General features: G+C 72.5%; 19 protein-coding genes and 2 tRNA genes. 11 read left to right on the top strand and 10 right to left on the bottom strand.

Annotated elements, in window-relative coordinates; translation table 11 throughout:
- The first annotated feature begins 28 nt into the window (after nucleotides 1-28).
- The 4 genes from aroA to ACLQ3B_RS20260 all read left to right on the top strand — a co-directional run bounded on the left by aroA (nucleotide 29) and on the right by ACLQ3B_RS20260 (nucleotide 4,223).
- Entirely contained in the window at nucleotides 29-1,330 is a 1,302-nt protein-coding gene (gene aroA, locus ACLQ3B_RS20275) for a 3-phosphoshikimate 1-carboxyvinyltransferase (protein ID WP_425782279.1), read from the top strand.
- Nucleotides 1,331-1,553: 223 nt separating this feature from the next.
- Nucleotides 1,554-2,462: a ribosome small subunit-dependent GTPase A gene (rsgA, locus tag ACLQ3B_RS20270; RefSeq protein WP_425782542.1), complete on the top strand. Its 909-nt coding sequence runs from the start codon at nucleotides 1,554-1,556 to the stop codon at nucleotides 2,460-2,462.
- 28 nt (nucleotides 2,463-2,490) lie between these two features.
- A complete protein-coding gene (gene hisN, locus ACLQ3B_RS20265) occupies nucleotides 2,491-3,309 on the top strand; it encodes a histidinol-phosphatase (RefSeq protein ID WP_425782278.1) in 819 nt (272 codons plus the stop codon).
- A 59-nt stretch (nucleotides 3,310-3,368) separates the two neighbouring features.
- Nucleotides 3,369-4,223: a hypothetical protein gene (locus ACLQ3B_RS20260; RefSeq protein WP_425782541.1), complete on the top strand. Its 855-nt coding sequence runs from the start codon at nucleotides 3,369-3,371 to the stop codon at nucleotides 4,221-4,223.
- A 28-nt stretch (nucleotides 4,224-4,251) separates the two neighbouring features.
- Here the strand turns inward: ACLQ3B_RS20260 and ACLQ3B_RS20255 are convergent, their stop codons facing one another.
- Nucleotides 4,252-5,451 (bottom strand): glycosyltransferase, encoded by a 1,200-nt coding sequence (locus ACLQ3B_RS20255; protein WP_425782277.1) that lies wholly within the window; start codon nucleotides 5,449-5,451, stop codon nucleotides 4,252-4,254.
- 224 nt (nucleotides 5,452-5,675) lie between these two features.
- On the opposite strand from ACLQ3B_RS20255, the gene ACLQ3B_RS20250 reads away from it, so the two are divergent.
- The 3 genes from ACLQ3B_RS20250 (at nucleotide 5,676) to ACLQ3B_RS20240 (ending at nucleotide 8,126) form a co-directional block, all read left to right on the top strand.
- Entirely contained in the window at nucleotides 5,676-6,674 is a 999-nt protein-coding gene (locus ACLQ3B_RS20250; RefSeq protein ID WP_425782276.1) for an SDR family oxidoreductase, read from the top strand.
- Nucleotides 6,674-7,465, top strand: a complete 792-nt coding sequence (locus ACLQ3B_RS20245) for an ATP-binding protein (protein ID WP_425782275.1) — start codon at nucleotides 6,674-6,676, stop codon at nucleotides 7,463-7,465. Before ACLQ3B_RS20250 ends, ACLQ3B_RS20245 begins: the two co-directional genes overlap by 1 nt.
- Before the next feature lie 88 nt (nucleotides 7,466-7,553).
- On the top strand, nucleotides 7,554-8,126 hold the full coding sequence (locus ACLQ3B_RS20240) for a DUF5709 domain-containing protein (RefSeq protein WP_112583682.1): 573 nt from the start codon (nucleotides 7,554-7,556) through the stop codon (nucleotides 8,124-8,126).
- A gap of 7 nt (nucleotides 8,127-8,133) precedes the next feature.
- Here ACLQ3B_RS20240 and ACLQ3B_RS20235 read toward each other — a convergent pair whose 3' ends face one another.
- Both ACLQ3B_RS20235 and macS read right to left on the bottom strand, forming a co-directional pair.
- Nucleotides 8,134-8,787: a response regulator gene (locus ACLQ3B_RS20235; RefSeq protein WP_425782540.1), complete on the bottom strand. Its 654-nt coding sequence runs from the start codon at nucleotides 8,785-8,787 to the stop codon at nucleotides 8,134-8,136.
- Nucleotides 8,788-8,801: 14 nt separating this feature from the next.
- The gene (macS, locus tag ACLQ3B_RS20230) at nucleotides 8,802-9,953 is read right to left on the bottom strand and encodes a MacS family sensor histidine kinase (protein WP_425782274.1); all 1,152 of its coding nucleotides are present in this window, start codon (nucleotides 9,951-9,953) and stop codon (nucleotides 8,802-8,804) included.
- Nucleotides 9,954-10,071: 118 nt separating this feature from the next.
- Here macS and ACLQ3B_RS20225 point away from each other — a divergent pair, with 118 nt between their 5' ends.
- On the top strand, nucleotides 10,072-10,527 hold the full coding sequence (locus ACLQ3B_RS20225; RefSeq protein ID WP_425782273.1) for an ATP-binding protein: 456 nt from the start codon (nucleotides 10,072-10,074) through the stop codon (nucleotides 10,525-10,527).
- A gap of 340 nt (nucleotides 10,528-10,867) precedes the next feature.
- Here ACLQ3B_RS20225 and ACLQ3B_RS20220 read toward each other — a convergent pair whose 3' ends face one another.
- A complete protein-coding gene (locus ACLQ3B_RS20220; RefSeq protein WP_425782272.1) occupies nucleotides 10,868-11,806 on the bottom strand; it encodes a ribose-phosphate diphosphokinase in 939 nt (312 codons plus the stop codon).
- 101 nt (nucleotides 11,807-11,907) lie between these two features.
- Here ACLQ3B_RS20220 and glpK point away from each other — a divergent pair, with 101 nt between their 5' ends.
- A complete protein-coding gene (gene glpK, locus ACLQ3B_RS20215) occupies nucleotides 11,908-13,392 on the top strand; it encodes a glycerol kinase GlpK (protein WP_425782271.1) in 1,485 nt (494 codons plus the stop codon).
- 2 nt (nucleotides 13,393-13,394) lie between these two features.
- Here glpK and ACLQ3B_RS20210 read toward each other — a convergent pair whose 3' ends face one another.
- The 3 genes from ACLQ3B_RS20210 to ACLQ3B_RS20200 all read right to left on the bottom strand — a co-directional run bounded on the left by ACLQ3B_RS20210 (nucleotide 13,395) and on the right by ACLQ3B_RS20200 (nucleotide 15,296).
- A complete protein-coding gene (locus ACLQ3B_RS20210; RefSeq protein ID WP_425782270.1) occupies nucleotides 13,395-13,589 on the bottom strand; it encodes a DUF397 domain-containing protein in 195 nt (64 codons plus the stop codon).
- Nucleotides 13,586-14,368, bottom strand: coding sequence for a helix-turn-helix domain-containing protein (locus ACLQ3B_RS20205; protein WP_425782269.1), 783 nt, complete (start codon nucleotides 14,366-14,368; stop codon nucleotides 13,586-13,588). Before ACLQ3B_RS20205 ends, ACLQ3B_RS20210 begins: the two co-directional genes overlap by 4 nt.
- Nucleotides 14,369-14,462: 94 nt before the next feature.
- The gene (locus ACLQ3B_RS20200; protein WP_425782268.1) at nucleotides 14,463-15,296 is read right to left on the bottom strand and encodes a phosphoribosylaminoimidazolesuccinocarboxamide synthase; all 834 of its coding nucleotides are present in this window, start codon (nucleotides 15,294-15,296) and stop codon (nucleotides 14,463-14,465) included.
- Nucleotides 15,297-15,434: 138 nt separating this feature from the next.
- On the opposite strand from ACLQ3B_RS20200, the gene ACLQ3B_RS20195 reads away from it, so the two are divergent.
- Nucleotides 15,435-16,790: an ABC transporter substrate-binding protein gene (locus ACLQ3B_RS20195; protein ID WP_425782267.1), complete on the top strand. Its 1,356-nt coding sequence runs from the start codon at nucleotides 15,435-15,437 to the stop codon at nucleotides 16,788-16,790.
- 22 nt (nucleotides 16,791-16,812) lie between these two features.
- Here ACLQ3B_RS20195 and ACLQ3B_RS20190 read toward each other — a convergent pair whose 3' ends face one another.
- Nucleotides 16,813-17,061 (bottom strand): hypothetical protein, encoded by a 249-nt coding sequence (locus tag ACLQ3B_RS20190; protein WP_425782266.1) that lies wholly within the window; start codon nucleotides 17,059-17,061, stop codon nucleotides 16,813-16,815.
- Between the two features lie 163 nt (nucleotides 17,062-17,224).
- Between ACLQ3B_RS20190 and ACLQ3B_RS20185 the strand changes: the two genes are divergently transcribed.
- The gene (locus ACLQ3B_RS20185) at nucleotides 17,225-21,001 is read left to right on the top strand and encodes a S8 family serine peptidase (RefSeq protein WP_425782265.1); all 3,777 of its coding nucleotides are present in this window, start codon (nucleotides 17,225-17,227) and stop codon (nucleotides 20,999-21,001) included.
- Nucleotides 21,002-21,118: 117 nt separating this feature from the next.
- On the opposite strand, the gene ACLQ3B_RS20180 is transcribed toward ACLQ3B_RS20185, so the two are convergent.
- Together ACLQ3B_RS20180 and ACLQ3B_RS20175 are read right to left on the bottom strand one after the other, a co-directional pair.
- Nucleotides 21,119-21,195: transfer RNA gene (locus ACLQ3B_RS20180), tRNA-Met, on the bottom strand.
- 125 nt (nucleotides 21,196-21,320) lie between these two features.
- Nucleotides 21,321-21,394, bottom strand: a tRNA-Met gene (locus ACLQ3B_RS20175).
- Nucleotides 21,395-21,396 lie beyond the last annotated feature (2 nt).

Below are 21,396 nucleotides of genomic sequence, written 5' to 3'. Positions count from 1 at the left end.
CCACCCCCCGACACGGCAGAATGTAACCGTGGGGAACCTGACCGCGACCCGGCCGCCGCAGCCGTGGACCGCACCGACCGCATCCGACCCGGTGGCGGCGACGCTGCGCCTGCCCGGCTCCAAATCGATGACCGCCCGCGCCCTGGTGCTCAGCGCGCTGGCCGCCGGCCCGTCGACGCTGGCCCAGCCACTGCGCGCCCGCGACACCGAGTTGATGGCCGCCGGCCTGCGGGCGATGGGCGCGCACGTCTCGATCAGCGACGACGAGCGCTGGCTGGTCCGACCGCACCCGCTGGTCGGCCCCGCGCACGTCGACGTGGGGCTGGCCGGCACCGTGATGCGGTTCGTGCCACCGGTGGCGGGCCTGGCCGACGGGCAGGTCACCTTCGACGGTGACCCGTACGTGCGCACCCGGCCACTCGGCCCGCTGGTCGGCGCGCTGCGCTCGCTGGGCGTTCGGATCGACGTCACCGGCACCGGCAGCCTGCCGCTGACCGTGCTCGGCACCGGCCGGGTCACCGGCGGCGAGGTCGTGATCGACGCGTCCGCCTCCAGTCAGTTGGTCTCCGGGTTGTTGCTGGCCGCTCCGCGCTTCGACCGGGGCGTCGTGGTCCGCCACGTCGGCCCGCCGGTGCCCTCCGCTCCGCACCTTCGGATGACGGTGCGGATGCTGCGGGCCGCCGGCGCGGCGGTCGACGACAGCACCCCCGACGTCTGGGCCGTCGAGCCCGGTCCGCTCACCGGACGCGGCTGGGACATCGAACCGGACCTCTCCGGTGCCGTGCCGTTCTTCGCCGCCGCCCTGGTCACCGGCGGTGAGGTGACCCTGCAGGGTTGGCCGCACAGCAGCGCGCAGCCGGTCGAGCAACTCCGTTCGCTGCTCCAGCGGATGGGCGGCGAGGTCACCCTCTCCACCAACGGGCTGACCGTCCGTGGCACCGGCGTGGTGCACGGTCTGACCGCCGACCTCTCCGACGTCGGCGAGCTGACCCTCGTGCTGACCGCACTGGCCCTGCTTGCCGACTCGCCGTCGGTGTTCACCGGCGTCGGGCACATCCGTGGCCACGAGACCGACCGGCTCGCCGCGCTCGCGCGGGAGTTCGGCGGGCTCGGGGCGGACATCACCGAGACACCGGACGGGCTGGAGATCCGGCCCCGCCCGCTGCGCGGCGGGACCTTCCGCACCTACCACGACCACCGGATGGCGCACGCCGCCGCGGTGGCCGGGCTCGCCGTTCCGGGCATCGAGGTGGACGACGTGGGGTGCACCTCCAAGACCATGCCCGAGTTCCCGGCGCTATGGTCAGCGATGGTGACCGGCAAGAGCTGACGCGAGAAGAGGACAGGTCCTGGCGACCAAACGGCGGGAGTACGACGAGGACGACGTACGGGTCCGACCCGGAAAGTCGTCGCGCCCGCGTACGCGCACCCGCCCGCAGCACTCCGACGCGGTCGACGGGTTCGTCATCGCCGTCGACCGGGGGCGCTACCAGTGCGTGCTGGCCGGTGCCGAGCGCGGCGTTGTCGGCGCCGAGTTGCCCACGGTCACCGCCATGCGGGCCCGCGAGCTGGGCCGCAAGTCGGTGGTGGTCGGTGACCGGGTCAGCCTGGTCGGCGACACGTCCGGCGCGGAGGGCGCTCTCGCCCGCATCGTCCGGATCGCCGAGCGCCGTTCGGTGCTGCGTCGCACCGCGGACGACGACGAGACCACCGCCGAGGGTCGGCTGGAACGGGTGGTGGTGGCGAACGCCGACCAGTTGGTGATCGTGAGCGCGTTGGCCGACCCGCCGCCGCGCACCGGGTTCATCGACCGCTGCCTGGTGGCCGCGTACGACGCGGACGTCGAGCCGCTGCTCTGCCTCACGAAGGCCGACCTTGCCGGGCCGGAGGAGGTGCTCGGCTACTACACCGAGCTGGAGCTGCCGTACGTGCTCAACCGCCCCGACTCCGACCTCGACGCGCTCCGTGCGCTGCTGAGCGGCAAGGTGTCGGTGCTGGTCGGGCACTCCGGGGTGGGCAAGTCGACGCTCGTCAACCGCCTCGTTCCGGACGCGCTGCGCGCGGTCGGCGTGGTCAGCGCGATCGGCCGGGGCCGGCACACCTCGACCAGCGCGGTGGCGCTGCGGCTGCCACCGGCGCCCGGCGTCGACTCCGACCCGGGCTGGATCATCGACACCCCCGGGATCCGCAGCTTCGGGTTGGCGCACGTCTCGGCCGACAGCCTGCTGCACGGCTTCCCGGACCTGGTCGAGGGCACCGTCGAGTGCCCGCCGAACTGTCCGCACACGCCCGACGAGGCCGACTGTGGGCTGGACGCCTGGGTGGCCGCCGGTAAGGCCGACCCGCGCCGGCTGGCCTCGTACCGTCGGCTGCTCGCCTCCCGCGCCGGCGAGGGTGACTCGCGCGGCGACAGCGACCAGCGCGGGCCCGGCGAGGGTGACCGGCGCGGGCCCGACGAGTGACCCGACGGGCGTGGGCTAGGTTGCCGGCATGACCGGGTACGCCGACGACCTCGCCCTCGCCCACCTGCTCGCCGACCGGGCCGACGCCGTCTCCACGGCCCGGTTCCGCGCGCTCGACCTGCGCGTCGAGGCGAAGCCCGACCTGACACCGGTCTCCGACGCGGACACCGCCGTGGAGCGGGAGATCCGCGCCCTGTTGGCCGAGCACCGGCCGGCCGACGGGCTGCTCGGTGAGGAGTACGGCGCGCAGCCGTCCGCCGATCCGAACGGCCGCCGGTGGATCATCGACCCGATCGACGGCACCAAGAACTTCGTCCGGGGCGTGCCCATCTGGGCCACCCTGATCGCGCTCTACGACGGCGACCGGCCGGCGGTCGGTGTGGTGTCCGCACCGGCGCTCGGACGACGCTGGTGGGCCAGCGCGGGCGCGGGCGCGTACGCCGGACCCGGCCCCACGGCGGGTGAACGGATCGGCGTGTCCGCGGTGCGCGGGGTGGCCGACGCCAGCTTCTGCTACTCGTCGCTGAACGGGTGGGAGAGCGCCGGGCGGCTCGACGCGGTGCTCGACCTGATCCGGGACAGCTGGCGCAACCGGGCGTACGGCGACTTCTACGGCTACATGCTGTTGGCCGAGGGGGCACTCGACGTGATGGCCGAGCCGGAACTGTCCCTGTGGGACGTGGCGGCGCTGGTGCCGATCGTCACGGAGGCGGGTGGCACGGTCACGGATCTGGCCGGACAGCCCGCGCCGGCCGGTGCTCCGGGCACCGACAGCAGCGTGGTGGCCACCAACGGTGTGCTGCACGCCGACATCCTCGCCCGCCTCGATCGACCAGCCGAGCGCTGACCCCCGGCAACCTCTATCCTCGCCAAGTGGTCTCCTCCGGCTGGTGCTTCCTCGCGGCGATGATCGTCGCGTACGGCTTCGCCAACCTGCTCCAGTCGGTGGCCGCGGCCCGCACCACTGTCCACCACACATTCGATCCGGGCCTGCTGCTGCGCCTCGCCGGGCACCGGACGTACCTCGTCGGCCTCGGCTGCCAGATCGGCGGCTTCGTGCTCGCCTTCCTGGCCCGACGGGACCTGCCGCTGTTCCTCGTGCAGGCCAGCGTGGCCGCCGGGCTCGGGGTGACCGCCATCCTCGGGGTGCTGGTGCTGAAGTGGCGGCTACCGGCGGCGGAGGTGGTGCTGCTGGCGCTGCTCTTCGCGGGGATCACCGCGCTTGTGCTGTCCGCCCGACCGGCGCCGTCGAAGCAGCTCGGTACCGCCGGCTCGATCGCCCTGCTGGTGGCGCTCGGCGTGATCGCGGTGCTCGGCTTCTTCGCCGTCCGTCTGCACGGGGCGCCGGGTTCGGTGGCTCTCGGCTCACTGGCCGGGCTGGCGTTCAGCTCGGCCGCGGTCGCCGCCCGGCCACTGGCCTCCGCGCCGTCCGCCGAGGCGTTCCTCGCCGACCCACTGTTCTACCTGCTGATCGCCCACTCGATCGTCGGCCAGCTGCTGCTCGGCCTGGCCATGCAACGCGGTTCGACGACCGCCGCGGTCGCCGCGATGGACGCCGCCGGCGCGGTGCCGGCCGCGATCGTCGGCCTGCTGCTGCTCAACGACAAGATCTGGCCGGGACGGGAGTGGCTGGCCGCTGTCGGCTTCCTGATCACCCTGGCCGCGGTGATCGGCCTGACCAGGTACGCCGAACCGCAGCAGCACCGCCCGGTGGCACACCGTCGCGACCCCGCCATGGTGGGTGCCGGCCGGCCGAGCTGACCGTCCGGCACCGCAACGCTGTTGGGGCTCAGGCCTCGACCGGCTTGCGGCGGCTCACCACCCGCTCGTAGAGACGCTCCAGCGCGCCAGCGGTCCGCTCCCAGGTGTAGCTGCTGCGAACCCGGTCCACGGCCGCGTGCCCGTACGCGAACCGACCGGCGTTGTCGGCGAGCAGCCGGCGCAGCGACACTCCGAGCGCGCGTACGTCACCGGGGGGCACCAGGCGGCCGGTGACCTCGTCGACGACTGCGTCTGCCAGGCCGCCCATCGCGTAGCCGATCACCGGCACCCCGCAGGCCATCGCCTCCAGGGAGACCCGCCCGGCGGAGGAGTAGTGCGGCGTGCAGGCGACCACGTCCGCCGACCGGTACCAGGTGGCCATCTGGTCGTGCGGCACCGCCCCGACGAGGCGTACCTGGTCGACGACGCCGAGCTGTTCGGCCAGCTCGCGCAGCCGTCGTGCCTCGGCGTGGTTGGCCAACTGGTCGGCCGGGGGCCCACCGGCGATCACCAGCTCGGCGTCACCGACCAGCCGCATCGCCCGGACCAGGTCCTCCTGGCCGTGCCCGGCGGCAAGCGAGCCCACCGAGAGGATGCGGGGTCGCTGTTCGCGGGGTGCGGCCTCGCCGTCGGGATGGAACAGGTCGATGTCGACGCCGGCCGGCACCAACGCGACCGAGCTGCGTTGCAGACCCATCCGGGTCAGCTCGTCGACCTCGTCGTTGGACTGGGCCACGGCGATGTCGACAGCCCTGGTCAACGCGCGCTCCAGCGTGATCCGCTGTCCCGGCCCGTCGTAGTGGCCGCCCAGGTGACGCAGCTGCTCGATGCCGAGCGAGTGGAACGTCTGCACCACCGGGATGTCGGTCTCCCGGACGGCGTGCGCGGCGGCCAGACCACCTACCCAGTAGTGCCCGTGCACCACCTCTGGCCGCCAGGCGCCCGACCACTCGTCGGCCAACCAGCGGCCGACCTCCGTCACGTGCGGGATCAGCTCGGCGGTGGGTAGTGGGGTGGGCGGGCCGGCGGGCACCTGGTGCACCTGGTAGCCGTCGACGTTCATCGTCGCCGGCAACGTCGGGTCGTCCCGGCGGTCGTAGAGCCGGACGTCGTGGCCTCGCTCGGCCAGCTCGGCGGCGACCCGGGCAATGTGCTGTCGGGTGCCGACCGGCGGGCCGTCGGCGTGGCGGTAGGAACTGGCGTGCGCGCAGACGAGGCCGACGCGCATGGGTCACCTCCCTGCGATCTTTCCTCGGCGGTGGTCCTCCCGGTCAGAGCGTCCCATTAACCCCGCGACGCTGAGCCGAAACCTGGCAGATCAGGAAGAGTCCGTGCGAGTGCCACCGACACTTGCGCCACGGCAAGCACACGGGACGCGCCACCACACGGTTCGACGATGATCGACAAGCCCTGGTCGGTGTGACCAGGGCCGACCGGGGGTACCGCTGAGGAATGCCGCTGACCCGCAGCCTCGACGAATCGACCGTGGTGATCACCGGCGCGTCCAGCGGGATCGGCACGGCGACCGCGTACGCACTGGCCCGCCGGGGCGCCGCCGTCGTGCTGGCCGCCCGTACCGAGCCCGCCCTGCAGGAGGTGGCGCGGCGCTGTCGGGAGTTGGGCGGTCGGGCGCTTGTCGTACCGACCGACGTGACCGAGCTGGAGTCGGTGCGGCGGCTGGCCGATCAGGCGGCGGCCGAGTTCGGCCGGATCGACGCCTGGGTCAACAACGCAGCGGTCAGCGCGGTGGGTCTGTTCGACGAGATCCCGGTCGCCGAGTTCCGCCGGGTGCTGGATGTCAACCTGCTCGGGGCGGTGCACGGCATCAAGGCGGCCCTGCCCTACCTGGGTGCCGCCGGTGGCGGTGTGCTTGTCAACAACGCCTCGGTGCTGGCCGAGGTGGCCATGCCGTACCAGTCGGCGTACAACGCCACCAAGCACGGCATCCGAGGGCTGGCCGACACCGTCCGACAGGAACTGCGGGTCACCGGCCGGGGTCACATCTCGGTCTGCACAGTGCTGCCGGCCACGATCGACACCCCGTTCTTCCGGCACACGGGCAACCACAGCGGCCGGGAGCTGGTGCCACCTCCGCCGATCTACCCGCCGGAGGTGGTCGCCGAGACCATCGTCCGGCTGCTGCGCCGCCCCCGCCGCGAGGCGTACGCCGGTGGCGCGGCCCGGTTGATCGGCCTGCAGTGGCGGCTGGCGCCCGCGCTGGTGGAGCGCACGCTCGGCTGGTACGCCCACCGCACCCAGTTCGGCCCGGGCGCCCGGGTGGACGGCAGCGGCAACGTGTTCCACGCCGATGCCCAGGCGCACCAGGACGGGGGCTGGAACGGTCGACGGCGACAGTTGGTGCGGATGACCGCCGCGTTCGGTCTGGCCGCCGCCGGCACCGCCGTCGGCACCCTGGCCGCCATCAACCGCCGCTCCCGGTCGGAACGCTGATGGCAGATGTCGAGCGCCCGAATGCGCTGACCGTCACCGGCGCGCACAATGGGGCGATCATGTCGAGCTGTCTCGTGGAGATCGACGAGTCGTCAGCCGTGGTCCGGCTGACAGGTGTGCTCGACGCCGCCGGAGCCGAGGCGGTACGCGGCGCGCTGCTCGCCCGCCTCGTGGCCCGGCCCGGCCCGGTGGTGGCCGACGTGACAGGTCTGCGGGTCGTCGACCCGGTCGGGCGTGGCGTCTTCGCCGACATTCGTCGGGAGGTGGCCGACTGGCCCGCCGCGGATCTGCTGCTCTGCGACCCGGCGACGGTCGACGGGCCCGCCCACCCGGACGCCGCGTTCGCCGGCGTGCCGGCCTGGCCGACGCTCGACGGCGCGCTGGCCGCGGTCGCGGCGACGCCACTGGCGGCGGTGCTCACCGCCGAACTGGCCCCGGCGGTGGAAGCCGCCCGGCAGGCGCGCGAGCTGGTCACCACCGGGTGCGAGCGCTGGGGCATGCCGACGCTCACCGACCCGGCGTGCATCGCGATCACCGAGCTGGTCAACAACGTGGTGGCGCACGCCCGGACCCCGATGACGGTTCGGCTGGCGCCCCAGGAGGACACCCTGCACCTGGCGGTTCACGACCACTCCCCGCTTCGACCGACGTTCGCCGGGATATCCCCGCCGACCCGGGCCGGTGGCCGGGGCCTGCTGCTGATCGACACGGTGACCCGTCGCTGGGGCAGCAGCGCCGTACCGGACGGAAAGGTTGTCTGGTGTGTGCTGCACCCGGACGACGAGCTCTGACGGGGCTTTCGCCGTCAGCGCCCGGTTCGGCGCCGTACCGCCGAAGGTCGCCCGGTTATGGCGGCAGGGCAGCGGGTAGTGATCAGACATGCGCGACAACGAGTACCCGACCCCCGTGTCCGACACCGAGGCGCAGGGGCTTCCCGACACCGCCGACGACGACTCGACCGCCAACGACGACGTCCTCACCGGGCGCGAGGCCGACGGCCCGGACCCGGCCCAACTGCCCGGCGACCGCACGCCGGTGGCGGTGGACCGGTTCGGGACGACCGCCGAGGAGCAACTCGACGGTGAGTCGTTGGACTACAAGCTCGACCGCGAGGTCTACGAGCGCCCGGCGGACGACCCGCTGGCCGGCACGATCGACCCGAAGATCGCCTTCGAGGCGGACAACCTGGAAGCCGCGGCGGAGGCCCAACTGGACGCCGACGTGATGGATCCAGGGCCGACCTCGGACCCGAACTCACCGGTCTCCCTCTACGACCACGGCCAGCTCGGCACGGTCGCCGACGCCACGGTGGGCCGGCTGGTGGAACCGGACGAGGGGTCGCACACCGACCAGGAGACCGACTCGGTGGCGTACGACGCCGGATCGGCCGGAGGCGGCGCGACCGCCGAGGAGTTGGCCATCCACGAGACGGAGCCGCCGCGCTCGGTCTGACGTTCGCTCAGCCGTCCAGGCCGCGTTCGATGGCGTACCGGGTCAGCTCGACCCGGTTGTGCAGTTGCAGCTTGCCCAGGGTGTTCTGCACGTGGTTCTGCACCGTGCGGTGCGACAGGCCGAGCCGCTGGGCGATCTGCTTGTACGACATCCCCTTCGCGACCAGCCGCAGCACCTCCGTCTCCCGGTCGGTGAGCTGGGGCGTCGGGGGTTCGGCAACGCCGGCCGGGCCGGTCCCCCGCCCCGGTCCGGCGGCCAGCCGGCGGTACTCCCCGAGAACCAGCCCAGCCAGGCCGGGAGTGAAGACCGCGTCGCCGGCCGCGGTGCGGTGGACCGCCTCCAGGAACTCGGCGGGCGCTGTCGACTTCACCAGGTAACCGGTGGCCCCGGCCTTGACCGCGTCCAGCACGCTCTGCTGTTCGCCGCTGGCGCTGAGCATCAGCACCCGCACGGCGGGCAGCGCCGCGCGCAACCCCAGGATCACCTCCACACCGGAGATGTCCGGTAGTTGCAGGTCGAGGACGACGACGTCGGGCCGGGCGGCGGCGGCCACCCGAACGGCCTGCCGCCCCTCGCCGCTGGTCGCCACCACCAGGAACCCGGCCTCGGTCAGATCGCGGGCCACCCCCTCCCGCCACATCGGATGGTCGTCCACCACCATCACCCGGATCTGGTTCACCGCGGTGACCTCGGCACGCTCAGCTCGATCTCGGTGCCCGCCTCGGGTGCGGACACGATCCGAACCGTCCCGCCCACGTCGGCCACCCGGCCCCGGATCGACTGGGTCACGCCGAGCCGCCCCTGGGCGGCCGCCTCGTCCAGCCGACCGTCCGGGATGCCCGGCCCCTCGTCGCGGATCGACACGGTCACCGTCGCCCCCTCGTCCTCGATCAACACCCAGGCCCGCCCACCGGCGTGCCGCCCCACGTTGTCCAGGGCCGCGCCGGTCGCGGCGGCCAACTCGCCGGCCACCCGTCGGGGCAGCGGCACCGGGGTGGCCGGGGCGGAGAGCGCCACCGCCGCCGAGGCGTACCGCCCGAGCAGGGTCCGCAGGTCCACCGCCTCGCCGCCGGCCGGGAGGCTGCCGGCGGCCGGGCTGGTGCCGGCGTCGGGGCTGGTGCCGGCGATCAGCGCCCGCAGGGCAGCCTCCTGCTCGCCGGCCAACCGGGCCAGCTCGCCAGCCTCGCCGGGCAGGTCAGCGCCGCGCCGCTGCACCAGCGCCAGCACCTGGAGAACCGAGTCGTGAATGCCCCGGGCCAGCCGCTCCCGCTCCCGGGTAGCGGCCTCCAGTTCCACCGCGCGTTGCAGCCGCTCCTCGGCGCTCGCCGCCAGCCGGGCCACGTGCCCGACCACCACCCCGGCGAGCAGCATCAGGATCACCCCGGTGAACGAGGACTGGCCGATCCGCTCCCGGGTGGCCAGGTCCGCACCGGCGACCAGCAGCGCGGCGACCGTGCCCCGCCGTCGCCCGCCGGAGACGGCCCAGGCCAGCACCGGGCCGGCCATCCAGGCCACCCCGAGAGTGGGTACGCCGTGGGTGAGCGCCGTCCGGCCGACCACCCACGGAGTGGCCAGCACGATGGCCACCACCACCCCGAGGTCGGCCAGCAGCAGCGGCCAGCTCCGCCAGGCCGGCCGGGCGTACCCGACCGCCGTCGCGCCGGTCCAGGCGATCATCAACAGGATCAGGGCGCCGACGGCGTACGGGTGGGTGTACCGGTCGGCGTCGCGCACGGCGAGCGCGCAGACGTACGCCAGAGAGGCCAACCTGAACACGGTGAGCGCACGCCACAGCGGCACCTCGAACCCACCCGGCGGCGACGGCATGGCGGTCAGGATGCCACAACCGGCGGGCCGCACGGCGAGCAGCGAGTGCGGTTCGGGAAACCCTGACGTACGGTGGAAAAGCCGCGAAGTACTCCGAGATGCGCCGCCGGGACGGGCCATGACGAACGCAGATCCGCACGCCTCGCGTACGGTTGTGCCCATCGAACCTGCCCTCCTGATCGCCGAAGCCTTTGACCAGGCCCAGGTGACCGAGATTCGACACTCGGTCACCTCCTGCGCGCATGCCTCGGGTTTCAGCGGCCAACGGCTCGACGACTTCGTGCTCGCGATCAATGAACTGATCACCAACGCGGTGCGGCACGGCGGTGGGCGCGGCTGGCTGCGACTCTGGCGCGAGTCCGGTGCGCTGGTCTGCGAGGTCGCCGACCACGGGCACGGGATCAGCCCGCAGCGGCTGGGCGACCGCAGTCGACCGGCCCCGGACACCGCCGGCGGCTGGGGCCTGTGGCTGGCCCGTGAGCTGACCGACGCGATGGAGGTCGTCACCGGTGCCGTCGGCACCACGGTCCGCATCACAACGGACCTGACCAACCACAACCACACCCCCCGCTAACCCCACCCCCGCCCCCGCCCCACCCGCGCCCGCGCCCCGCCGCGCCCCCGCCCTCGCCCCCGCCCGTCGATCATGGAGTCGTGGTGGGCGATAGCTCCGCATACGCCCCTTATGTGAGGCACCACAACTCCATGATCGACGCCGGCCCAGGCCGGAGGTTCCCGCGATCGTGCGGTTTTGGTTGTCGGGATGAGTGGGATATCCCTTATGTCCCGACAGAAACCGCAAGATCGCGCGGACGAGGGGCAGCGACGAGGGAGGGCGAGCGCGGGGCGCGGGGCGCGGGGGGCGGGGCGCGGGGGGCGGGGGGGCGAGGGCGGGGCGCGAGGGCGAGGGAGGGTTAGGCGAAGAGGGCGGAGACGGATTCGCCGTTGTGGATTCGGCGCGTCGCCTCGGCCAGGGCGGGGGCCACCGACAGGACCTGCAACTTGGCGACCCGCTTGGCGGCCGGGATGGGCACCGTGTTGGTGCAGACGATCTCCAGGACGCCGTCCTGGTCGCTGAGCCGCTGCAAGGCGTCGCCGGAGAAGAGGCCGTGCGTGCAGGCGAGCCGGATCGACCGGACCTTCAGGCCGCGCAGATGCTCCATCAGTTCGACCACGGTGCTGCCCTTGGCGATCTCGTCGTCCAACACGATGACGTCGCGGTCGGCCACGTCGCCGATCACCGCGCTGATCTTGACCAGGTCGTCGCTGAACCGCTGCTTCGCCCCGGCCGCGACAGGCGTGCCGAGCAGCCGGGCGAAGGCCGCGGCCTCCTTGGCGTTGCCCAGGTCGGGCGAGACCACCACTGTGTTGCTGAGGTCGTAGCGTCGGAAGTGGGTGGCCAGTTCCCGCAGCGCGTGCAGGTGGTCCACCGGGACGCTGAAGAAGCCGTGCACCTGCGGCGAGTGCAGGGTCATCGCGAGCACCCGGTCCGCTCCGGCCGAGGTGAGCAGGTCGGCGACGAGCCGCGCGCCGATCGAGATCCGCGGCGCGTCCTTCTTGTCCGACCGGGCGTACGCGTAGTGCGGCAGCACCACGGTGATCCGACCGGCGGAGGCACCCCGGGCGGCGTCGATCATCAGCAGCAGCTCGACCAGGTGCTCCTGCACCGGCGGCACCAACGGCTGGATCAGGAAGACGTCCCGCTCCCGGCAGTTGGCCTGCAACTGGACTTCCAGACAGTCGTTGGCGAACCGGGAGACCCGCACCGGGTGCAGCGGCACCCCCAGGTGGGCGCAGATCTCGGCAGCCAGGTCGGGATGGGCGGTTCCACTGAAAACTGCGATGTCGCGCACGTTCGCACATCGTAGGGGAAGCGGAGGGCCGCCGACGGCGGCGGGCCGGAACCCGCGGTGACGCCTGTCGCGCCGCGCCGCCGTCCGGGTACGGTGCTGCGGTGACCCCCCAGTACGTCGCCGCCATCGACCAGGGCACCACCTCTTCGCGGTGCATCGTCTTCGACCGGGCCGGGGACATCGTCGCCGTGGCGCAGCGCGAGCACCGGCAGATCTTTCCCCGACCGGGTTGGGTGGAGCACGACGCCGAGGAGATCTGGGACAACGTCCAGCAGGTGGTCGCCGAGGCGCTGCGGGCCGCCGGCACCGACGCGTCCGGGTTGGCGGCCGTCGGCATCACCAACCAGCGGGAGACCACTGTCGTCTGGGACCGGGCCACCGGCCGGCCGGTGGCCAACGCCATCGTCTGGCAGGACACCCGGACCGGGCCGCTGCTGCGCGAGCTTGCCTCGGCGTACGGCGAGGGGCAGTTCCGGGCCCGCACGGGCCTGCCGCTGGCCACCTACTTCGCCGGGCCGAAGCTGCGCTGGCTGCTGGACGAGGTCGACGGCCTGCGCGAGCGCGCCGAGCGCGGCGAGGTGCTCTTCGGGACGATGGACAGCTGGCTGATCTGGAAGTTGACAGGCGAGCACGTCACCGACGTGACGAATGCCAGCCGGACGATGCTGATGGACCTCACGACCCTGGACTGGGCGCCGGAGCTGCTGGACGCGATGGGCGTGCCGGCGGCGATGCTGCCGGAGATCCGCTGCTCCGCCGAGGTGTACGGCACGGCCGGCGGGGTGCTCGCCGGGGTGCCGGTGGCCAGCGCGCTCGGCGACCAGCAGGCCGCCCTGTTCGGGCAGACCTGCTTCCAGCCGGGTGAGGCGAAGTGCACCTACGGCACCGGCAGCTTCCTGCTGCTCAACACCGGCGCCAGCCCGGTCCCGTCGACGCACGGCCTGCTCACCACTGTCGCCTACCGGATCAAGGACCAACCACCGGCGTACGCCCTCGAAGGCGCCATCGCGGTCACCGGCTCGCTGGTGCAGTGGCTGCGGGACAACCTCGGGCTGATCTCCACGGCCGCCGAGGTGGAGGAGCTGGCCCGCACCGTGGACGACAACGGCGGCTGCTACGTGGTGCCGGCGTTCTCGGGGCTGTTCGCCCCGCACTGGCGTAGCGACGCCCGCGGGGTGATCGCCGGCCTGACCGGTTACATCACCAAGGGGCACCTGGCGCGTGCGGCGTTGGAGGCGTCGGCGTGGCAGACCCGCGAGGTGGTCGACGCGATGAACGCCGACTCGGATGTGGCGCTGCGCCGGCTCCGGGTGGACGGCGGGATGACCGCGAACGGCCTGCTGATGCAGTTCCTCGCCGATGTGCTCGACGTGCCGGTGGTCCGCTCCCGGATCACCGAGACCACCTGCCTGGGCGCCGCGTACGCGGCAGGTCTGGCGGTCGGCTTCTGGCCGGACCTGGCCACCCTGCGGGCACAGTGGCGCTCCGACGCGCAGTGGGAGCCGGCCATGGCCCCGGACCTGCGCGAGGAGGAGCTGCGTCAGTGGCGCAAGGCCGTGCAGCGCACCCTCGACTGGGTGGAGTGACCTCAGCGGCCGGTGCGGACCCGCGCCACGAATGCGCGCCAGGCCGCCGGCGCGAAGGTGAGGACGGTGCCGGCGCGGTCGGTGGAGTCCCGGACCAGCACCTGGTCCGGGAGGTTGTCGGCGACCTCGACGCAGGTGTCGCCGCCGTTGCCGCTCCGGGTCGATACGCGCCACCGAGGGGTGGGGGCGGAGTTCACAGCTCGTTCACCAGCTTTCCGATCAGCTCGACGGACACGCCCACCGGCAGGGCCTCGCCCAGCAGGGTGTCCCACATCGTCCTGATGGTATCCACGGTGTCGGGCCGGTCGACGATCTGGCCGAAGACCCCGTCGATGTAGGCCACCTCGTCGCCGTCGGGCAGGTTGGCCAGCACGAAGCCGCCGGCGAGCCCGGGGTGCGCGCCCACCCCGGCGGGGATCACGTAGAGCCGGACGTGGGGCAGGGTGGCCAGCTCGGCCAGCCGTTCCAACTGGGCGAGCTGGACGTCCCGATCGCCGACCACGCGGCGCAGCGCGGTCTCGTCGACGACCGCGGTGAACCGCTTCGGGGCCGGGCCGGTCAGCAGCTCCTGGCGGGCGAGCCGGCCGGCGACCAGCTGGTCGACCTGCTCCGGGGTGTGGGTGCCCTGGGCGCTGAGCACCGCGTGCGCGTACGCCTCGGTCTGGAGCAGACCGGGCACCAGCGACGGTTGAACGGTCCGGAGGGCGACCGCCTCGGCCTCGATCGCCCGCCACGGCGCGAACCAGGCCGGCGACTCCTGCCGGGCCGCCACCGCCAGCAACTCGGCCAGCAGCCCGCCGGTGTCCAGCGCCGCGTCCGCCGCCTCGGCGAACTGCGGGGTGGGCCGGCGCCGCCCGGTCTCGATCGCCGCGATGGTGGACGGACTCCACCTGATCAGCTCCGCGAGGGCCTCCTGCGAGACGCCCGCACCGGCCCGGGCCGCCTTGAGCGCCCTGATCCACATGTCGCCGTTCATCCGACCGCCCCAGACTCCACGAAGAGTGACGGGTCCATCCTCGGCGGTGACGACGGTCAGGTCCAGCAGGAACGGTGAAAGCGCGGTGTCCCGGTCACTCCCAGCGGTTGCCGGTGAGCTTCTCGTAGACGTCGATGTAGCGGGCCCGGGTCGCCTCGACCACCTCGGCCGGCACGTCCGGTGCGGGGCCCTGCTTGTCCCAGCCGCTGCCGGTGGCCCAGTCCCGCACGTACTGCTTGTCGTAGGAGAACTGCACCCGCCCCGGCTGGTACGACTCGGCCGGCCAGAACCGCGACGAGTCGGAGGTGAGCAGCTCGTCGGCGAGGACCAGGGTGCCGTCCGGCGCCCAACCCAGCTCGATCTTGGTGTCGGCGACCAGGATGCCCCGGTCGGCGGCCAGCTCGGCGCCGCGCCGGTAGATGTCGAGGGTGATCTGCCGCAGCCGCTCGGCGGTGGCCTGACCCACCTTGTCCACCACGTCGTCGTACGTGATGGGCTCGTCGTGCTCGCCCGCCGGTGCCTTGCTCGACGGCGTGAAGATCGGCTCGGGCAGGATCGACGCCTCGCCGAGCCCTCGCGGCAGCGGCAGGCCGGAGACCGCGCCGGTCTGCTCGTACTCCCGCAGGCCGCCACCGGTCAGGTAACCGCGAGCGACACACTCCACCGGGATGATGTCCAGCCGCTGGCAGCGGATGGCCCGCCCGGCGAACTCGGCGGGCACGTCGGTGGCCGAGATGACGTGGTTCGGCACCAGGTCGGCGAGCTGCTCGAACCACCAGAGCGAGAGCGCGGTGAGCAGGCGACCCTTGTCCGGGATCGGCGTCGGCAGCGCCACGTCGTAGATCGAGATGCGATCCGAGGCCACCAGGATCAGGTCGTCGCCGTCGGCGTAGATGTCCCGAACCTTGCCCGAGTGCAGAAGTTCCACGCGCCCTAGTACACCACGCGACATTGGAGGGCCCTGATTCGACCACCCAGCCGAGGGTGACCGGACGGACGTTGACACCCTCGTGCGCTGCCTGCGTGAATGGTCCGACCGCCACCCCCGTAGGTCCAGGAGAGCCCCGTGCCCGTTGTTCGACAGCCGCTCGACCGCCTCGGCGCCGACCCGGGCCGGCGCCGACTGCTCAGCGCGCTGCTCGGCGCACCTCTGCTCGCGTCCGGCGGGCTGGCGGGGTGCAGCGACGGCGCGGCCACCTCGGCCCAGAACGGGCCCGTCGAGCTGTCGGTCTTCTGGTGGGGTGGCACCAAGAGGGCAGAGCTGACCGAGAAGGCGCTTCAGCTCTACTCGAGTCGCAACCCCCGGGTCACCTTCCGGGTCACCTGGCAGGGCGCCGACGGCTACTACGACCGGCTGGCCACGCAGGCCGGCGGCGGGAACGTACCGGACCTGATCCAGATCGACGACGCCATGCTGACCGAGTACACCCAACGACAGGTCATCCTCGACCTCACCGACCACCACCTGGATCTTCGGGGCCTGCCGGACGGTCTGATCCGCTACGGCACGGTGGAGGGGCGAACGATGGCGGTGGCCGCCGGGCAGACCCACGCCGTCGTGGTGTTCAACCGGGACCTGCTGCGGGAGCTGCAGATGCCGGAGCCACGCGCCGGGATGACCTGGGCCGACTACATCTCCTGGGCCACGCAGGTCACCGAGGCCAGCGACGGTCGGGTGGCCGGCACCATGGACGGGTCGGGCGACTACCGGGCGCTCTGGCTCTGGCTGCGGTCGCAGGGCGGCGAGTTCTACCGGGGCAACCAGCTCGGCTTCGGCGCGGACGAGCTGATCGCGTGGTTCGAGCTGTGGCAGCGGGCCCGCCGGGGGCGGGCCACGCCGAGCGCCGCGCTTGTCGAGCAGGCCGACAGCGGCGAGCCGGCCCGGCAACTTGTGGTGAACGGGGTGACCGCCGCGTCCTTCGCCTGGTCGCACCAACTACCGGAGCTGCAACGACTCACCGAGTCCGAGTTGGGCATCGTCGGCTTCCCCGGCCCGCCGGGGGCTCAGTGGGCGCGGGCGTCGATGTACTGGGCAGCGTTCCGGGGCACCCGCCACCCGGACACGGTCGCCGACGTGATCAACTTTTTGACCACAAATGGTGAGGTTGGCACCGTCCTCGGCCACGAGCGTGGGCTGAACGCCAGTTCCGCGGTCCGCCGCTATGCCGAGGGCAGCATCACCGACCCGGCCCAGCGGCGTGCCGCCGCGTTCGGCGCCAGCATCGCCGACCTGCTCGGGCCGGCGCCGGCACCGCCGCCCCAGGGGCACGCCAAGGTGCGCACCCTGCTGGTCGCCGCCGCCGAGCGGATCCGCGTCAAGCGCGACGGCACCCGTGAGGCCACCGCGCGCTTCCTGTCCCAGGCCATCGCGGCCCTGGCGGCCGTGAGCACCGGCGGCCGGCCCGGGGCCGGCCGCTGGTAACCCGTCGACGCCTTCGACCCGGTCAGCGCGGCGGGCCACCCCGGCGGTTGCGCATCAGCCGCAGCACCAGGAACACGACGATCGCGACCACCACCAGGCAGCAGAGCAGCGGGAGCACCCCGAAGCCGCTGCTGCGTCGCCGCCGAGCGGCCTCCACCACGAGTTCGCCGGTGCCCGTGGACGCCCAGGCCGCCACCGGCACGAAGACCGCCAGTACGACCGCACCGAAGACCGCGCTCAGGCGGCCCCACCACTTCCCGAATGAAGACATGTGCCCATCCTCGCCGAAGGGCGCAAGCTCGGCACGTCGGTCCACGCCGAATCACGGGACCGGATCGTCCGAAAGCTCTCCGGCCAGCGCGCAACGTGCTCGCAACGCCCCGGCAAAGACGATGATCTTTACATGAATCTCTGGAGGTGATCGGATTCGCCGCATGGTCAACTCTGTAGACAGTGCGCGGATCTCTCGCACCCGAAGATCTGCGGCGGCAGCGGTCGGCGTCACCCTCGCCGCGGCTCTCCTCACCCCCACGGCGGCGCACGGCGCCCCGCCGCCCACACCGCCGCCGCCGACGCGACCCGCTCCGAGCGGCAACGCGGACCGCACACCCGTCACGGTCACGCTGATCACCGGCGACCGGGTGACGGTGACCCCGGGCGTCCAGGGCGCGACACCCTCGGTGGACGTCAAGCGCGCGCCGGGCGCCACCGGCTCCGTGCGCATCTCCACCGAGGGCCGGGACACCTATGTGTACCCGGACGAGGCGATGCCCTACCTCGCGACCGGTCGACTCGACAAGCAGCTGTTCGACGTCACCCAGCTCGTCGCCCAGGGCTACGACGACAGGCAGACCGCCGAACTCCCCCTGATCGTCACCCGCACGACGGGTTCGGCGAAGCTCAGGACCGGCGCCACCCTGCCGGGCGCGCGGACCACGATGGAGCTTCCCTCCGTCCGTGGTGAGGCGATCCGTACCCGCCGATCGCAGACCGCGGACTTCTGGTCGGCCCTCACCGACGGACAGTCGCCGACCGGCCGCAGCGCCGCCGCCCCGGCACCATCCTTCACCGGCGGCGTCGACAAGGTGTGGCTCGACGGCAAGGCGACGGCCACGCTTGCCGACACCACCGCCCAGATCGGAGCGCCCGCGGCCTGGTCCGCGGGTGGCACCGGCAACGGTGTCCGGGTCGCCGTCCTGGACAGCGGCGTGGACACCACCCACCCGGACCTCGCCGACCGGGTGGTGGCCTCCCGCAGTTTCATCCCCGGCCAGGACGTGATCGACCGGAACGGGCACGGCACCCACACCGCCTCCACCGTCGCCGGCACGGGCGCCGCCTCCGGCGGGAAGGAACGGGGCGTGGCCCCCGACGCCGACCTGGTGATCGGTAAGGTCCTCGACGAGTACGGCAGCGGCTCGATCTCGGGGATCATCGCGGGCATGGAGTGGGCGGCGCGGGCCGAACACGCCAAAGTGATCAACATGAGCCTCGGCGTGAGCGCGTGGCACACCCAGGACGACCCACTGAGCCAGGCCGTCAACCAACTGACCGCCGAGACGGGTGCGCTCTTCGTCGTCGCCGCCGGCAACAGCGGGCCAGATCCGTACACCCTTGGTGCGCCGGGCACCGCGGACGCCGCGCTGACCATCGGCGCGGTGGACACCTCCGACCACCTGGCGGACTTCTCCAGCGTCGGGCCCCGGATGAACGACGAGGCCCTCAAGCCCGACATGACCGCTCCCGGCGTGAACGTGCTGGCGGCACGCTCGCAGCACATCTCCTGGGGCGAGGGTTACTACTACGTCGACAGTGGCACCTCGATGGCAGCGCCGCACGTCGCCGGGGCGGCCGCCCTGCTGGTGCAGAAGCACCCCGCCTGGAGCGCGCGGCAGATCAAGGACGCGCTGATGAGCACCAGCGCCCGCACGCCCGACTACAACGCGTACCAGGCCGGTAGCGGTCGACTGAACGTCGCCGCCGCCTACCACCAGGACCAGATCATCGCGTCCGGGTCGGTGGACGCCGGACTCGTCGGCTGGGGCACCGCACCGCAGCCGATCAAGCGGACGATCACCTACACCAACACCACGGACAGCCCGATCACGGCGGACCTCTCCGTCGACCACGGCACCGCCCCCGCACAGACGTTCACCACAACCGCCGACCGCGTCACGGTGCCCGCTGGCGGGAGCGCGACGGTCGACGTCGTGGTGGCCCCGGCCGGCCTCACCGCCGGCAGGTACTCCGCCCAGGTCACGGCCCGCTTCGCGGCCGGCGAGGTGCACACGGCCGTCGGGGTCGCCGTCGAGTCCAAGAAGTACGACCTCACCATCCACCTGAAGGACCGCGCCGGACGGCCGATGAGCGGCGAGGTCGAGGTCGTCAACGCCGAGACGGGCTCGGCCTTCATGTGGGTGCCGGACGGGAAGCTCACCGCCCGCCTGGCGCCCGGCTCCTACACAGTCGTCGCGGCGGCGGACGTGGAGGGTCTACACGGGCCCCGCTCCCTCGGCCTCGCGATGCTCACCGCTCCCGAGGTCGATCTGACGGCCAACCGGGTGGTGGAACTCGACGCCGCGCGGGCCCGGCAGGTGAAGGTGGCGACACCCCAGCCGACGGCCGTCGTCAACAGCAGAATCGACGTCTACCGCTCGTTCACCTCAAGCGAGCCGACACCCACCGACTGGAACGCCCTCCGCGAGACCTTCTGGCCGGGCGCCGCCTACGACAGCCTGTGGGCCCTGCCGACCAGGGACAAGGTGAAGAAGGGCAGCTTCGTCTTCACCACCCGGATCCGCGCCGAGCAGACGCCGCTGGCGATCAGCTACCAGGGCCGACGCCTCAGCGACCCGCTGGTGCAGCCCGGTACCCCGCCGCTGCCCGACGGCACCTCGCCCCTGGACGCCGTCTTCGCGGGCAACGGCGGCACCGCCGACTACGCCGGCCTCTCCGCCCGGGGCAGGGCCGTGGTCGTCCGCGGCAACGACTCGGTCACCCCCACGGGTCAGGCAGCGGCGGCGCACACCGCAGGTGCGGCGATGCTCGTCGTGGTCAACGACCGGCCGGGCCGCAAGAGCGACTGGTACGGCAACCCCGACGCCGTGACGACCGGGCCGATCCCGGTGGCCTCGGTGACAATGGACGAGGGCCAGGCGCTGATCCAGAAGATCACCGCCGCGGGCCGCAACACGGTACGACTGGTCGTCGTCGCCCACCCCACGGCGAAGTACCTGTACGACCTGGTGGACTACCACCGTGGCGGGGTGCCGAAGGACCCGTCCGCCAAGACCGACAGGCGCAACCTCGCCCGGATCGATCTCACCTTCTCCCCGCCCCCGGGCAAGCAGTCCAGCGAGACGCGGGTGGACTTCCCGCCGTACGAGTACGCGGCGGCACGCCCGTTCCCGTTCGAGCCGGTCGCCCCGGGCCCGCGCACCGACTGGGTCTCCGCAGGCGGTGGCGTCAAGTGGATGCAGTACGCCGACGTCGCCGACTGGGCGCGGTCCAACACGGAGGCCATCGCCTACCGGCCGGGCAGCGTCCAGAAGGACCGCTGGTTCGGGCCCATCACCCGGCCACGGCTGCTCAGCACCGAGATCCCGTTTCGCGGTGAGACCGCCATGAGCGCGTACATCCAGGGGTTCGGCGACGCGGGCGCCGCACACAGCGGCGGGGCCAGCATGTCCCAGATCGCCACGTTCTATCAGGGCGACAAGCAGCTGACCCAGTTCGACGGCTGGCCCGAGGTCGGCGCCGGTGACCTGTCACCGGAGAAGCTGCCGTACCGACTGGTCGTCGAGACCAAGGGCAAGCCCGAGTTCAGCCCGTACTCGACCGCCACGCACACCGAGTGGAGCTTCGTCTCCGGCGGCAGCACGGAGGTGCAGGCCATCCCGCTGGTCCAACTGGACTACGGAACGGACGTGGACCTCGCGGGTCGGACGAAGCGCCGAACCGATTTCGCGATCACGCCCGTGGTGGTGGGCAGCACCGCGGCTCGGGACGCCGTGTCGTCGCTCCAGTTGGAGATCTCCTACGACGACGGGGCGACCTGGCAACGGCAGGGCCTGAAGGAGAAGAAGGGCACCTGGCAGGCGTCGTTGAACGCGCCGCACCGGGCCGACTTCGCGTCGATCCGGGTCACCGCCAAGCAGCGCAACGGTGGTGGCGTCACCCAGACCGTCACCCGGGCCTTCGGCCTGCGGTAGAACCCGCCCCGGGGCCGGCGCCCGCGCGGTGCCGGCCCCCGCGGGGCCCCCATTCCACAGCGACACCAAACAAGTCCGGCCCCCACACCGTGGGGGCCGGACTTGAATCACCTTCAGTGGTAGCGGGGACAGGATTTGAACCTGCGACCTCTGGGTTATGAGCCCAGCGAGCTACCGAGCTGCTCCACCCCGCGTCGACTGGTTAAGACTAACCCATCCGTTCCGGCGATGATCAGCGGGGGTCACCAACCGCTGTGACCCGCCGCGCCAGAAAGTCGAAAGCCCGCCTCCGGTGACCCGGAGACGGGCTTCGAACTTGTAGCGGGGACAGGATTTGAACCTGCGACCTCTGGGTTATGAGCCCAGCGAGCTACCGAGCTGCTCCACCCCGCGTC

It is taken from the genome of Micromonospora sp. DT53, from assembly GCF_049841535.1.
In the GTDB taxonomy this organism is placed as follows: Bacteria; Actinomycetota; Actinomycetes; order Mycobacteriales; family Micromonosporaceae; genus Micromonospora.
The sequence above is the reverse complement of the archived record's forward strand: the minus strand, read 5'-3'. Positions and strand labels throughout refer to the sequence as shown.